General features: G+C 45.7%; 16 protein-coding genes. 10 read left to right on the top strand and 6 right to left on the bottom strand.

The features are described from left to right. Positions 1–108: 108 nt before the first annotated feature. Positions 109–1,209, bottom strand: a complete 1,101-nt coding sequence (gene proB, locus ACX5KA_RS07915; protein ID WP_458730825.1) for a glutamate 5-kinase — start codon at positions 1,207–1,209, stop codon at positions 109–111. A gap of 193 nt (positions 1,210–1,402) precedes the next feature. Here proB and ACX5KA_RS07910 point away from each other — a divergent pair, with 193 nt between their 5' ends. From ACX5KA_RS07910 to ACX5KA_RS07895, 4 genes are all read left to right on the top strand, one after another. Beyond that, a complete protein-coding gene (locus tag ACX5KA_RS07910) occupies positions 1,403–3,865 on the top strand; it encodes a M1 family aminopeptidase (protein WP_458730824.1) in 2,463 nt (820 codons plus the stop codon). Then, complete coding sequence (locus tag ACX5KA_RS07905) at positions 3,855–4,439, top strand: DUF6702 family protein (RefSeq protein WP_458730823.1); 585 nt, start codon at positions 3,855–3,857, stop codon at positions 4,437–4,439. Before ACX5KA_RS07910 ends, ACX5KA_RS07905 begins: the two co-directional genes overlap by 11 nt. A gap of 174 nt (positions 4,440–4,613) precedes the next feature. Next, positions 4,614–5,033 carry a hypothetical protein gene (locus ACX5KA_RS07900; RefSeq protein ID WP_458730822.1) on the top strand — a complete coding sequence of 140 codons (420 nt, stop codon included), beginning with the start codon at positions 4,614–4,616 and terminating at the stop codon, positions 5,031–5,033. Positions 5,034–5,408: 375 nt separating this feature from the next. Beyond that, positions 5,409–6,776, top strand: coding sequence for an ABC1 kinase family protein (locus ACX5KA_RS07895; protein ID WP_458730821.1), 1,368 nt, complete (start codon positions 5,409–5,411; stop codon positions 6,774–6,776). A gap of 173 nt (positions 6,777–6,949) precedes the next feature. On the opposite strand, the gene ACX5KA_RS07890 is transcribed toward ACX5KA_RS07895, so the two are convergent. Both ACX5KA_RS07890 and ACX5KA_RS07885 read right to left on the bottom strand, forming a co-directional pair. Further along, a complete protein-coding gene (locus ACX5KA_RS07890; protein ID WP_458730820.1) occupies positions 6,950–7,258 on the bottom strand; it encodes a DUF6482 family protein in 309 nt (102 codons plus the stop codon). Between the two features lie 90 nt (positions 7,259–7,348). Next, on the bottom strand, positions 7,349–7,741 hold the full coding sequence (locus tag ACX5KA_RS07885) for a hypothetical protein (RefSeq protein WP_458730819.1): 393 nt from the start codon (positions 7,739–7,741) through the stop codon (positions 7,349–7,351). 381 nt (positions 7,742–8,122) lie between these two features. On the opposite strand from ACX5KA_RS07885, the gene ACX5KA_RS07880 reads away from it, so the two are divergent. From ACX5KA_RS07880 to ACX5KA_RS07855, 6 genes are all read left to right on the top strand, one after another. Next, positions 8,123–8,983 carry a DUF3014 domain-containing protein gene (locus ACX5KA_RS07880; RefSeq protein ID WP_458730818.1) on the top strand — a complete coding sequence of 287 codons (861 nt, stop codon included), beginning with the start codon at positions 8,123–8,125 and terminating at the stop codon, positions 8,981–8,983. Next, entirely contained in the window at positions 8,970–9,554 is a 585-nt protein-coding gene (locus tag ACX5KA_RS07875; RefSeq protein WP_039221302.1) for a DUF1285 domain-containing protein, read from the top strand. The genes ACX5KA_RS07880 and ACX5KA_RS07875 overlap by 14 nt, the downstream gene beginning before the upstream one ends. A 150-nt stretch (positions 9,555–9,704) precedes the next feature. Further along, positions 9,705–10,997 (top strand): amidohydrolase family protein, encoded by a 1,293-nt coding sequence (locus ACX5KA_RS07870; RefSeq protein ID WP_458730817.1) that lies wholly within the window; start codon positions 9,705–9,707, stop codon positions 10,995–10,997. Between the two features lie 24 nt (positions 10,998–11,021). Beyond that, positions 11,022–11,612, top strand: a complete 591-nt coding sequence (locus ACX5KA_RS07865) for a YqaA family protein (protein WP_458730816.1) — start codon at positions 11,022–11,024, stop codon at positions 11,610–11,612. Between the two features lie 162 nt (positions 11,613–11,774). Beyond that, positions 11,775–12,236, top strand: a complete 462-nt coding sequence (locus tag ACX5KA_RS07860; RefSeq protein ID WP_014951428.1) for a hypothetical protein — start codon at positions 11,775–11,777, stop codon at positions 12,234–12,236. Between the two features lie 25 nt (positions 12,237–12,261). After that, complete coding sequence (locus ACX5KA_RS07855; protein WP_014951429.1) at positions 12,262–12,441, top strand: hypothetical protein; 180 nt, start codon at positions 12,262–12,264, stop codon at positions 12,439–12,441. 20 nt (positions 12,442–12,461) lie between these two features. Here ACX5KA_RS07855 and tusA read toward each other — a convergent pair whose 3' ends face one another. The 3 genes from tusA to rph are packed head-to-tail and all read right to left on the bottom strand — an operon-like array spanning position 12,462 to position 14,124. Continuing rightward, positions 12,462–12,722: a sulfurtransferase TusA gene (gene tusA / locus ACX5KA_RS07850; RefSeq protein ID WP_014951430.1), complete on the bottom strand. Its 261-nt coding sequence runs from the start codon at positions 12,720–12,722 to the stop codon at positions 12,462–12,464. Further along, positions 12,712–13,353, bottom strand: coding sequence for an orotate phosphoribosyltransferase (gene pyrE, locus ACX5KA_RS07845; RefSeq protein ID WP_039221293.1), 642 nt, complete (start codon positions 13,351–13,353; stop codon positions 12,712–12,714). The genes tusA and pyrE overlap by 11 nt, the downstream gene beginning before the upstream one ends. A gap of 57 nt (positions 13,354–13,410) precedes the next feature. After that, positions 13,411–14,124, bottom strand: a complete 714-nt coding sequence (rph, locus tag ACX5KA_RS07840) for a ribonuclease PH (protein WP_039228954.1) — start codon at positions 14,122–14,124, stop codon at positions 13,411–13,413. Positions 14,125–14,311: the final 187 nt, after the last annotated feature.

Genomic DNA, 14,311 nt, shown 5'->3' with positions numbered 1-14,311 from the left:
TAAATGTATCGCTTTGTTGTTGGCGCAAATAATGAAAATCGATGAACGACTAACGCCAATTAATGTTTAATGCGTGGTAGTCTATTGCAGCGATTCTTTTGAGTAGCGCTATGAGTAAAGCACCATATCGTCACGGTGAATGGCAACATCCGTTGTTTCATAACCTAACACACTGGCAATTTCTTTCGACTTTTTCCCTTTTATAAGCGTTAAGTCTTTTGCGTTATATAAGCAAAGCCCCTTGGCAATAACTTCGCCTTGGCACACCACTTCAACAGCGTCGCCTTGTTCAAACAAACCGGCGACATCAACAATACCCGATGGCAGTAATGACGCGCCTTTTCGCACTAACGCCTCTTTCGCACCGCTATCAACGTCTATTCTGCCAGCGGTTTTTAGAGTATGGGTAAGCCATAGTCTGCGCGCGCTGGCGGGAGTGCTGCTTGCATTGAATAAGGTTCCCGGCACTTTACCTTCAAGCAATGCATCGAAGGTTTCGCCTTTTCGCCCGTTTACAATAAGAGTTTGAATACCGCTACTGGTGCACTTATCTGCCGCTTCAATTTTTGTGCGCATGCCCCCTGTACCTACCGCTGTTCCAGCGCCGCCGGCAAGGCCGTAAATGGTGCTGTCTATTTTATCTACCTGTGAAATGAGTGTGGCGTTGGCGTCTTTTCTTGGGTCTGCGGTAAATAAACCGTCGATATCTGAGCAGATAATGAGGGTGTCTGCTTGGGCGACTAGGGCGGTGTAAGCACCCAAGTTATCGTTATCACCTACTTTGAGTTCGTTGACAGCTACCGTGTCGTTTTCATTCACAATAGGTAACGCATTGTGATTCAGAATTTCGCGCAAGGTATTTTTAATATTCACGTAGCGGGTTCTATCGCGCAGATCATCCGCCGTTAACAATACTTGTGCACAGGGAAAGTCGAAAAAGCGCTGCCAGTTGGCCATCATTAAATTCTGGCCAATCGCTGCCATGGCTTGTTTTTCTGCAATAGATGCGTTGTGGCGAATCTTCACTTTGCTGCGGCCCGCGGCAACACTGCCAGAAGAGACAAGAATAATTTCTTTGCCAGCTTCGCGACTAGCAGTAATAAATCGAGCAAGAGACAGCAAATAACGCCCGCTGCATTCGTTGCCTTCAGGAGCAATGAGCGCACTGCCAACTTTTATAACGGCACGTTGCCAATTAAAACGGTTCATATGGGAAAGGAAAAAGATAACAAGAGCTTAAGAATACGACAGTTAAAGCGCGAAACAAAACGATCTGTTACAGTTTTTTTGCGTTAAAACATGGTTAGTTTACGGTCAAAAAATTGGATTGTGGCAGGCATGCTTATATACTAAAGACGGTTATCTTATAACAATTCTAACTTACAAGTTGCAAGGAACCTGCATGAGCACCGCAAAACGACACTTTTTCTGGCTAGCGCCAGTGTTGTCTATGCTGATTTCTCTTCCTAGTACCGCCGCTATTAAACAAACTAAAGGCGATTTCGAAGATAAATTCCGTCAGCTGGACGAAGTTCTCCCTACTCCAAACGTATACCGTAACGCCGCTGGTGAGCCAGGCCACCAATATTGGCAACAACAAGTAGATTACGATATTGACGTAAAGCTACTTGAAGACAAACGCCGCATTGAAGCAAGCGAAACCATTACTTACCACAACAACGCGCCAGATACGCTTAAGTACTTGTGGATCCAGCTTGACCAAAACAAATTCCGCGACGATTCAATGTCTGCGCTTACTACCACGTTTGGCGGTATCGGTAACCGCGGGCCGGGTACGCAAGCTGCTAGCGGCGATGCGCCAGCTAAGCTAAGCATGGGTGCATTGCGCCGTCAGCAGTTTGTTGACGACAACGAGCTGGGCTATACCATTTCTCGTGTTGAAGACAAAGCGGGCAATGACTTACGTCACACAGTAGTTGGCACCTTAATGCGTGTTGACTTGGCTCAACCGTTGAAGCCAGGCAGCAAAGTTACGTTCGATATCGATTTTGCGTTTAACATTGTAGAAGAAGACGCTGTTTCAGCACGTGCAGGTTACGAGCACTTCCCAGATGACGAACGTGAAGGTGGTAACGACATCTTCTTGCTAGCACAGTGGTTCCCACGCCTAGCTGCATACACCGACTACGAAGCATGGACTAATAAAGAATTTATTGGCCGTGGTGAGTTCACGCTAGAGTTCGGTAACTACGAAGTAGATATTACAGTTCCTGCTGACCACATCGTATCGTCAACAGGTGTGCTTCAAAACCCGAAAGACGTGTTAACTAAAACACAGCGCGACCGTCTGAAAAAGGCAGAGAAGGCTGACCGTATCGTATTCATTGTTTCACCAGAAGAAGCAATTGAGAACGAAAAAGAAGGCACGACTAAGCTTAAAACCTGGACCTTTAAGGCAGAAAACGTACGTGACTTTGCATGGGCCTCTTCGCGTAAATTTGCGTGGGATGCGCGTGGTTATCAGCAAGGCGGTGACACTCAACCATTGGTAATGGCCATGTCTTTCTACCCGAAAGAAGGTGGCGAGCTATGGCAGAAGTATTCTACAGAATCAATCATCCACACCATGGATGTTTATAGTCGCTTCAGCTTCGATTACCCATACCCAGTAGCCCAATCAGTAAATGGCCCGGTTGGCGGCATGGAATACCCCATGATCACCTTCAACGGTCCGCGTACAGAGCTTCGTGACGATGGTTCACGCACGTACTCGCTGGCTGAGAAACGTTTCCTTATTGGCGTGGTTATTCACGAAGTAGGTCATATCTATTTCCCTATGACCGTTAACTCTGACGAGCGTCAGTGGACATGGATGGATGAAGGTCTGAACAGCTTCCTAGACGGCGTTGCCGGTCGCGAGTGGGATCCTACGATCCCTTGGGGCGTTGAGCCACGTGATATCACTGGCTACATGAAGTCTCAGACCCAGGTGCCAATTATGACCCAGTCTGACTCAGTTCTTCGCCTTGGCCCAAATGCCTATACCAAGCCTGCAGTAGCGCTTAACATTCTTCGCGAAACTATTCTTGGCCGTGAGCTGTTTGATTTCGCGTTTAAAGAGTACGCGCAGCGTTGGATGTTTAAACGTCCTACACCATCAGATTTCTTCCGTACTATGGAAGAAGCGTCAGGCGTTGATCTAGATTGGTTCTGGCGTGGTTGGTTTTACACCACAGACCACGTAGACATCAGCCTAGACAGCGTATATAAGCTTCGTTTAGACACTGAAGATCCAGATATCGATTTTGCTCGTGAGCGCAAAGCAGAAATGGAAAAACCGAAGTCACTTACCGACCTTCGTAATAAAGAAGAAGGCAAAAAACTTTGGGTAGATCGCTTTGAAGATATCAGTGACTTCTACGACGAAAACGATCGTTACACCGTAACTAACAAAGAGCGCAATAAGTACAAGAAATTCTTGAAAGATCTTGAGCCTTGGGAGCGTAAAGCGTTTGAGCGTGCGGTGAAAGAAGACAAAAACTACTACGTGCTAGATTTCAGCAACAAGGGTGGGTTGGTGATGCCAATCATTCTTGAACTAACGTTTGAAGACGGCACGAAAGAAGAAATGCGTATTCCTGCGGAAATTTGGCGTCGTACACCTAAAGCCGTAAGCAAGCTTATTGTTACCGACAAAGACAAAGAGCTGGTAAGCGTAACCGTTGATCCGCACTGGGAAACCGCAGACGTAGATGTGGAAAATAACCACTACCCGCGTCGTATCATTCCTTCGCGTATTGAAGCGTATAAGAATAAGCCGCGTAACACTTACGAGTACCGCGACCTTATGCACGACTCAAAGACCGAACTGAAAACCGACGACGAGGACAAAGATGACGAATAAGTTGTCTTTGGCTCGCTTGCAGCAGAGCGCGCATGCTCTGCTTGCAAGCGTAAGTGCATTCGCAATTACGGCTGCGTTATTAGTTAGCGCAATGTCGTACAGCTCTGCAGCCCACGCACATCAAATAAAAGCAGCAATTACCACGGTACTGTTTAATCCTAGAACAGAAAATATTGAGGTGATGCACCGCTTTAATTTGCACGACGCTGAGCACGCGGTTAAGGCGCTGTTCGACAAGCACGCAGATATTATGGACGACATAGAAACGCAGCAACAATTCGCTGATTACGTCGCCCATCACTTTGCGATTTTAAATGCGGAAGGCGATCCATTAAAGCTTGCTGATGTAGGTTTTGAAGTTGAAGGTAAACACTTTTGGGTTTATCAGGAAACTGCTGAACCGCCTGTGCTTGAAGGCATTAAAATTCGCCACGATGCATTGCGTGACTTGTGGCCGAAACAGGTGAATACGCTCAATGTAGAAGGCAAGGGTGATATCAAAACCCTGACCTTTGCTGATAGCGTAAATTTGCTTGAAGTAAGCTTCAAAAGCCAAAATAGCGACCATCACTAATACCTAACGGTATAAGTTTGTGAAAGCCCACCCGCATTCCTTGTCAAACGACAGTGATTGCGGGTGGGCTTTTTTGCTCGTGGTGTGAGACCGAAGTCGTATAGTCATCTTGGCATGCATGCTCTACCTTAACTATGAATAAACAGTTACTAAATTCAGTTAATGAGGTACATCATGACCCATAGCGCTACATCACCGTTGCCTTCACAGGTCAAGAAACCCCAATCAAGAAGTGAGCGTAGTGCACGAAAACTACGTGCATCCAAAGCAGCTCAGTGCGCTGTTCAACGAGAAAATGCGCAGCAAACGCAAGATGCCGATGCAAAGAGCGTCAAACAAAACGATGCGTTCGCTGATAAGAAAAATATCATGTGGGTGCTGTTAAGTGGCGCAATGGCGCTAACCTTTGTCGTCATGCTGTTTTTGCCAGATACAGGGATGGGCAGCGGCCTTGTTTCCACTTATTCTGCCATGCTTTGGTGTGGCTTTTTTGGTGCAGCACTTTGGCGTTATAGAGCGACAAGTGGCTGGGCTGGGTTTGCTTATGGAAGCGTTGTTGGACTAGTGATTCAATTTATTTCACAGATAATCTAGCACACAGTGTTTTTACAATTGCCTTGTACAACGTGCCTAGCAAGAAACCGCTGAGCGACTAGGAACGGCAAGTACACATTTCTTTTAAGTACATTATGGGCAATCTAAACGCGGCTTTTAAATCAGACTTCTGTTTAAACAGCTGTCTTATCCGTTGATCGCCCTGTAGGCAACCTCACTTCCTAAACATTAAGTCCTGTTGACCTTTGATGTACAGCAATGGTCAACAGGTCCTCAATGACTTTTGGCTGGAAACCCGATCCAGACGTTTTGTCCGGCAGTATAATTTATAAACTCCAGTTACTTTTTTAGGTTATGTTTAGCCAATAACAAACCAAACGTTCCCCTTCGTCTTTAATAAAACTGAGTGAGCCTATGGCAGAGAAGCCCAATAAATCCGCTGAATCACCGACCCGTTCTAGTAGAGCGGTACCGACGTCGCGTTTATCGCGCATAGGCCGCTTGGGTTCATTGGCAGGTAGAATTGCGGGTAATGTGGTGTCACAAGGTGCAGGGCAACTGTTAAAGGGTGAGAAGCCCGCGTTGTCTTCGCTGCTCTTAACGCCCAAAAACATTTCAAACATTGCAGATCAGCTTGCCAGTATGCGTGGTGCAGCTATGAAGCTCGGGCAGCTTATTTCAATGGATGCAGGAGATTTTCTCCCCGAAGAGCTCGCCGCTATTCTAGGGCGATTACGGGACGACGCTGACCCTATGCCAAAAGACCAGCTAATTACCACGTTGAATCAGTCTTGGGGCGAAAAATGGCAAGATGACTTACTTTACTTTTCCTTTGCCCCTATAGCTGCGGCCTCTATTGGCCAGGTGCATAAAGTCATTACGATGGACGGTCGGATGTTAGCAGTAAAAGTGCAGTATCCTGGCGTAAAAAAAAGCATAGATAGCGATGTAGACAACGTAGCTACACTTATAAAACTTACTGGCTTGGTACCTAAATCACTAGATATCAACCCGCTTTTACAAGAGGCGAAAGCACAGCTTCACCAAGAAGCTGATTACGTTCGAGAAGCTGACATGCTTAACCGTTATCGCGCGTTGGTTGAAAGCACCGACATCCAATGTAAAGGGAGTAAGGCGTTTGTCATTCCGCAAACCTTTGCTCCCCTTACCACCAGTACCGTGTTAGCGATGGATTTCATAGAGGCGCGTGACTTAGATGCGCTATTAAACGAGCCTCAGGACGTCCGAGATGCCGTGATGACGGCGCTAATGACTTTATTTTTTAATGAAATTTTTCATTTTAAGCTGCTGCAGAGCGACCCTAACTTAGCCAACTATCAGTTTAAACCCGATACAAAAGAAATCGTTCTGTTAGATTTTGGTGCTACACGGGACGTGCCTGACGCCATTTCAGCCCAGTATCAGGCGTTACTCAATAGCGCCGCAGCCAACGATAGAGCGATGATGCAGCAAGCCGCGTTTCGCATAGGATTAATTGACGAAAGCCACTCTCAAACGCAAATCGATGCCGTGATAAACATTGGTATGGAGGCGTGTGAAGCGATTCGCTGCGAGGGCGCTTATGACTTTGGCCAAAGCGATCTCATTGCAAGGCTTCACGAAAAGGGAATGGCGCTGACTATGGAGCACAATTTTTGGCATACGCCGCCAGTAGATGCCCTGTTTATACACAGGAAGCTAGGTGGCTTATTTCTGCTGGCTAAACGATTGAAAGCTAAAGTAGATATGCGAAAGGCAGCAGGCACATGGCTGAATCTATAACCTGCACTTCGTTGGTGTGTTAAGCGAGTAAGAAACTACTTATTACACAGCTTATATATCGTTTATATCGGTTTTGCGGTGCTGTGCCATGTTTTACCGTGAAAACGTTGCGCTGCGACCTTACAGAAGGTAATAGAGCCCACGTCAAAAGCCAACAGCGCTCTCAAAACTGTCTAATAGGGCAAATCCATACTGAACGGCAGCGCCATTTGCTCTTTACTTTTTGGCGGGTTGCCAATCATTTCATCATAAGGCGTATCGTGCTTCATTACCGCCTGCTGAACATGACAATGCGCGAAGGCTTCGCGAATGTGGCCGGCACTAAAAAAACGCATGGGTTTATCTTTGTTGTCGTAAAGCATGCCACTTTGACTGCCGATAGTGAGATAAACCAGGTAAACATTCATCTCATACGACTGAACTTCCAGATAATCTATCGCGGTTGGCGACTCATCAATATCTCGAAAATAGAACTTCTGCATTTTTCTACCTCATGAACCAAGTATGCACCTTGCACGCCCTATATTCTTATTTAATGATGGAAGTTAGGGCTAAAAAGCAGAATATATACGTTAGGCAAGGTGCTCAGGTTCATTAGATAGATCTAGCGGAGGTCGGTGGTTTTTAAACCGTACTGCATTTGCCAACACCAGTAAGGATGCAAGAGAGCAGGCACTGTATAGGAGTGCCGCCGTTCCCATTCCAGAAGCAATCCATAGTAATGGAAATACCAGCAACCTAGGGCCTTCAACAGCTAAAGCGACTTTCGCTTTAGACATTATAAAGCCATTTTGTATACTCATAACAATGACAGTCGCTACAGCAATGATCTGATGCTTGTTTGACAAGTTATTGATATTTATAAGGAGATAAAGCATTACTCCCAGCATGATTAGATGCTGCATTACACTGTAGCGTTTTACTGCTCGGTGTAATTTGGGGTGATACTGTCTAAACTTACTCACGCTAATTGTCCTATAAGTGCACATTTAAACTGAAACGGGGTCGTGAGGCTCGAAATATTTATTAATTGTTATAGATAACAACGAGCTAGCATTTGCTTTTCAATGACTAATCAACACATTAGTACACAAACCCAATTTGTTAAACATTTGTTTTAAAATTATTTTTTCATTTACATAATATCGGATGTGAATGAGAAGAAAAAATGGGGGTTTTCCACTAAATTTGTATAAAAAGAAATCGGAAAATGACTTTTTTACGTTCAAAAGTGTTCAAAATAAGGAATTTACAATCGAAGGGAACATTTCTATTGATTGATTTTCTAAATTTGGGTGTTATCTCTGGTAGTATTACCAAAAGGAAAGTTTTGTAGCGGAGTCATTATGAGCGAATCGTCGGAAAAGAAATCGTTAGGCCCACATTTTATTATTGTAGGCATCCTACTTATTGTTATTCTGGCTGTAGTGTTTTGGCCCAGCGACGATGAGCCTGTGCCTGTAGTTACTCCTGAGCCCGAATTGACTGAACCTGAAGTGACTACCCCAGAAGAGCCTGAAGTATTCGAGCCTACTCAGCCAGCCCCAACAGTAGAGCTTGAGGAGAAAGACGAGGTCGAGCCGCTTCCAGAGACAGTGGAACCAGAACCGGAACCTCTGGATACCAGCGATCCTGCGGTGAAAGCTTCACTTATTGAGAGTTCGTCTGCGAGCGAAGAAATGGTTAACCGCATGCTGGTTGACGAAGGTCTAATTCAACGCTTTGTGGTGTCGGTTACGAATCTAGCAAATGATGAGATGGCGCCTAACCACCAGTTACTAACGCCACCCGAGCAGAACTTCCGCGTATACTCTCAAGCAGGCAAGCAATGGATTGATGCAGCAAGCTATAAACGTTATACACCGTATGTAGATATGTTGGAGTCATTCAATAACGAAGCACTGCTTAATATATACGATATTTATAAAGACGATATTCAGGAGAAGTACGCCGAAATTGGAAGTCCTGACCAAGACTTCAACAGCGTATTACTAGATGCAATTGATCAGCTTCTTGATACACCTGAAGTACCGGTTCCTGTAGAGGTTTATACCGACTCGGTGGCCTACAAATATGCTGATGATCGTTTAGAGAGTTTAAACGAGCCACAGAAACAACTTCTTCGTACTGGCCCAGATAACATGCGTCGCATTAAGGCAAAGCTACGCGAACTAAAAGTATTGGTTGAAGAGCGTGGATCTAACTAGATTTCAACAACAGCTCAAGGGCACGTCGTCAAAAACGCGCCCTTTACCTCCTGTTGAACAATGGAATCCCGATTTTTGCGGTGACATTAATCTAACTATAGCGCTTGATGGAAGATGGTTTTACGAAGGCAGCCCTATAGGACGCGCAAGCCTTGTTCAGCTATTTGCCTCTGTGTTGAAGCGTGAAGGCGATAAGTACTTCTTAGTTACGCCCGTAGAGAAAGTGGGTATAACCGTTGAAGACACACCTTTTCTTGTAACTCAATGGCATAGAGAACAGGGTGAATCAGCGAGTGACAACACCTATGTGTTTACCACACAAACGGGCGACATTGTAAGGTTAGAGCGTTCTGATCAGCTCAAACTTCGCGTTCCGCCTAAAGCCATACAAGATCCAGAGGCAACGCCCATTCCCTACCTATGCGTTCGCAGAAACTTGTGGGCAAGACTACATCAAAATACCTATTATCAACTGCTTGAACAAGCTGATGAAAAACCGCATGACGCCGGCACGCAATTTAGTATTCAGTCAAACGGCATCACCTTTATTTTAGGTGAAGTAAGCAACTAGCCTAATTTTGTTGCTTCTGTCTCTTCGAACATATCAAAACGTAATTCATCTTCAATAAAGCACCGTTAACAGCGCTTTGTTTTGCGTTATCCCTCTGACTGCATTACATTCGATATAGTCTATAAAACAATCAACAAGAAGACCTATATCATGAACAAGCCTCTGATTACGCTGGCTGTTGCCAGTACCTTACTCTCATCGCCCTTTTCCACTGTAGCCGACACGCTTATACATGCAGGGAAAGTGTTTACTGGTACATCAAAAAACCTACAGGAAAATGTCACCATTGTTGTGGAAGACAATAAAATTAAGGCGGTTAAAAAAGGGTTTGCTGAAGCCCAAGAAGGCGACACTGTCATCGATTTAAGGTCGTCAACCGTTATGCCTGGACTGATGGACATGCACGTTCATTTATCGTCGCAGCACGGTGGTCCACAAACGTATCTGGAGCGCTTTTCACTAAATGAAGCCGACTATGCATTACGGGCAGCGAACTACGCTAAGATTACGTTAGATTCGGGCTTCACCACGGTTCGCAACTTAGGGGATGGCTACAACGAAACCGTTGCGCTAAGGAACGCTATTAGTAAAGGCTATGCAACAGGCCCGCGTATTTATACCGTTGCTAAATCTATTGCTACTACAGGCGGACATGCCGATCCAAGTAATGGCTTATCTCATTTACTTCGCCCAGACGTAGGCCCTAAGCAAGGTGTGGTTAATGGCGAAGCTGAAGCCCGTGAAGCAGTAAGGACTCGTTACCAAGATGGTGCGGACTTAATCAAAATCACCGCAACCGGCGGCGTATTGAGCGTTGCTAAAAGCGGCCAAAACCCGCAGTTCATGACCGATGAACTAGAAGCAATTGTTGAAACGGCAAAAGACTACGGTATGACAGTAGCAGTGCATGCTCATGGGAAAGAAGGCATGAAGCGGGCTATTGAAGCCGGTGTGGACTCTATTGAACACGGCACTTATATGGACGACGAAATTCGCACATTAATGAAGAAGCACGGCACCTACTATGTGCCAACAATACTGGCAGGAAAGTTCGTAGCAGACAAAGCTAAAATTGATGGTTTCTTTCCGGAATTGGTGCGCCCGAAAGCTGCAGCCATTGGCCCGCTTATCCAAAATACCTTTGAACAAGCGCATAAAGCAGGCGTAAAAATTGCTTTTGGTACAGACAGTGGTGTATCAGCCCACGGCGACAATGCGCAAGAGTTCTCATTAATGATTGAAGCCGGTATGAAGCCTGCCGACGCGCTGCTAAGTGCTACCGTGAATAGCGCGAGCTTACTAGGCATCAGCGGTATTCTTGGCACCCTAGAAGAAGGAAAACTGGCTGACATTGTCGCGGTTAAAGGCAACCCGCTTGACGATATATCGCTTATGGAAAGCGTGTCTTTTGTGATGAAAGACGGAGTTGTTTACAAGCAGTAGAGAAAATAAAGTGGTAGGGATTACATGGAACTAGGTAAAAAGGTTAAGCACAAAACCAAAAAACTTGTCGATTCTAAGCATATGTTAAAGGGCATCACTCTTGCCTCATTTTTAGAATCAACCATTGTTCCCATACCACTAGAAGCTGTTATGGTGCCGTTGATGCAAGCCAGGCGAGAGTCGCTATGGAAAATCGCATTAATGGCCACCGTAGGCTGCGTGATTGGCGCAGTCTTCGGCTATGCACTCGGCTATTACCTTTTTGACCTTGTTGGCCAGTGGGTTATCGATACCTTTTTTAGCCAAGAACAGTTCGAAAGCGTTAAACAACAAATGCAGAATCAAGGCTTTTGGTTTGTGATGACCTTAGGTATTGCCCCAATTCCTTTTCAGGTTGCGATGCTTGCGGCAGGTGCAACCCAATACTCACTTCCACTTTTTCTTTTAGCCACTGTTATTGCACGTTCAATTCGCTATTTTGGGCTCGCAGCTGTGGTGTATTACACAGGAGACAAAGCTGAGCAGCTCATTAAGCGCTACAAAATGAAAGCGGTTATTGCTATCACAGTTGCAGTGCTTCTTTTATGGTGGCTTTCAAATTTAATCAGCCAATAAGCTTGCCTGTACTAGTGACTCAAAGCACTTAATAGGCGAAACAAACGATGCCGTTGGTTCACGACAACGTAAATATCAAATCAACCCAATAGATTTTTTGAACTTTACATTTGATAATGATTCTTATTTGCACTAATGTAATAAAAAACAGGAGGTGCTTATATGAATGTTCAGCGGCTATGCCCAGTTTACAAAAAGTGGCTACAGCTAAACCCTTCAAACGCGCGACAGCATCGCTATGCTATGCAAGCGCAGACGCAGCAAGCCCATCAACAGGGTAGATTGGATTATGCGAGAGAGTTAGGCTATCAGACCTTTGAGGCCGCAAAGGTTATCCTTAATGCGCTTCAGCCTACCTCTTTGCAGAAAGTCAGTGTAGTTCAAGAAGACGTACTCGCTTTTTCCACTATGGGAATGTACTTATCTTCTCTGCTTGCCGAAGAACATAGGAAGCGAGAATCTCACGCTATTTTACAAGAATGTCAGCAACAGCTTATTGCCATATTACCCCTGCATGCCACCAATCCTTCTATATGCAGGCTAATCGCGGCCATTCAGCATACCCTTGAGCAAACCTATGTCCCCCAAGCAAGCAAACGACTCGCTTCTGTGGCCGTGCATTAAATACTTTAGATAAAAGGAGATAGTTATGGCGTCGAAACAAATTTCAAGCGAAGACGGCTTTGTCTCATTAAACGTTAGAGCTTCTGTACTTCAAAAAATGCTTAATGGTGAAGTGCTACACATGACAGATATTCACTGTACCTGTTCGCGAAGCAAGCAGGTTTTGAAGCAACTTTTATTGCAGGCTGCTAGCGGTCGCGAATAGAAACAGTAACAAAAAAGCGCTCAAGCGCGCCCTTTCTTAATAACGTATTGGTAAGGCATGGTCTCGGTTTGAGACGCAACCAGCGTGTGGTCCATAAAGCGGCAAAAGCTAGGAATATCTCTGGCCGTTGAGGGATCGTCAGCCGTGACCGATAAAGTTTCCCCATCGGCCAGCTTTCGAATATTCAGACGCACCATCATTACTGGCTCTGGGCAACGCAATCCTAGCGCATCTAAATGCTGACTAGCCGCGCTAAATGCGCTGTCAAAATCAGATGCCATAATTTTCACGATAGGTGTTAATGGCGCTGATTTCGCTATCAAACCCGCCTTTCTCGGTCAGATAAGCCACGACATCGGCAAGCGATACAATAGAGATAACCTGAGTGCCAAAATCGCGCTCGACCTCTTGAATAGCTGACAGTTCGCCATTACCGCGCTCTTGTCTGTCTAGCGCAATCAGCACGCCAGACAAGCTAGCCTGCTGCTGCTCGATTAAGGTCATCGATTCGCGAATAGCCGTACCCGCAGTGATCACGTCATCCACCAGCATAACCTTACCTTCTAGTGGACTACCAACTAGATTACCGCCTTCACCGTGGGTTTTCGCTTCTTTGCGGTTGAAGCAATAAGGCACGTCAAGATTGTGGCTATCTGCCAGTGCGACTGCGGTAGTAGTCGCAATAGGAATGCCCTTATAGGCTGGACCAAAAAGTACATCGAACTCAACGCCAGCGTCCATTAACGCATCAGCGTAAAAACGCCCCAACTTAGCCAAATCGCCACCGCGATTAAACAAACCTGCATTGAAAAAGTACGGGCTAACGCGGCCTGACTTTAAAGTGAATTCGCCAAATTTCAGTACGCCACGTTCAATGGCAAACTCAATAAAATCACGCTGAAACGCTTTCATGATGACCTCTTAATTTCTAATTTACGCGTTGGTTCTAACTACGTGTCGATGACTCGCTTACGCTAGCGCCGCTTTTTGAATGTCGAACAGTTCACGTAAACCGTGCTTACCAATTTTCAGCATCTCGTCAAGCTCTTCAAACGAGAACGGTTCGCCCTCTGCAGTACCTTGAACTTCAATCAGCTTGCCGGTTTCGGTCATCACGATATTCATGTCTGTCTCTGCCTCAGAGTCTTCGGTGTACTCAAGGTCAGCGATTGGCGTACCTTCGTAAATACCTACTGAAAGGGCGGCAATCATATGTTTAAGCGGGTTAGTTTTGATAATGCTTTTCGCACGCATGTAAGTAAGTGCATCAACAAGAGCTACACACGCACCGGTAATTGACGCTGTGCGCGTACCGCCATCGGCCTGAATAACGTCGCAGTCCAACGTAATGGTGTTTTCACCCAGAAGTTTTAAATCTACCGCTGCGCGTAGTGAACGCGCAATTAGACGCTGGATCTCTAACGTGCGGCCGCCTTGTTTACCGCGCGCCGCTTCACGGCCGCTTCGCGTATGGGTAGCACGTGGAAGCATGCTGTACTCAGCTGTAATCCAGCCTTTCCCTTGGCCCTTCATAAAGCGTGGCACACCTTCTTCTACCGTCGCATTACACAACACCTTAGTGTTACCAAACTCTACAAGAACAGAGCCTTCTGCGTGACAAGTGTATTGGCGAGTAATTGTAACAGGGCGAATTTGACTGGCGGTTCTGCCGCTTGGACGCATAGTGTTCTCCACAACGTAAGTGCTTAAAAAAGGGTAGCGTTTTACAGGTTTTATTGGCGATATGTGAATAGAAAGCCCAGTTCGCGGTCAAAACCTATAAATTCGATGTAGCTACGAAATTGCGCCTAAGTATAACGCAATACCCGCGGCCGTTAAAAACGAACTTTACATGTTTGCTTATTGAATT

It is taken from the genome of Alteromonas alvinellae (assembly GCF_902705805.1).
This window is presented reverse-complemented; position numbering and strand designations above follow the sequence as displayed.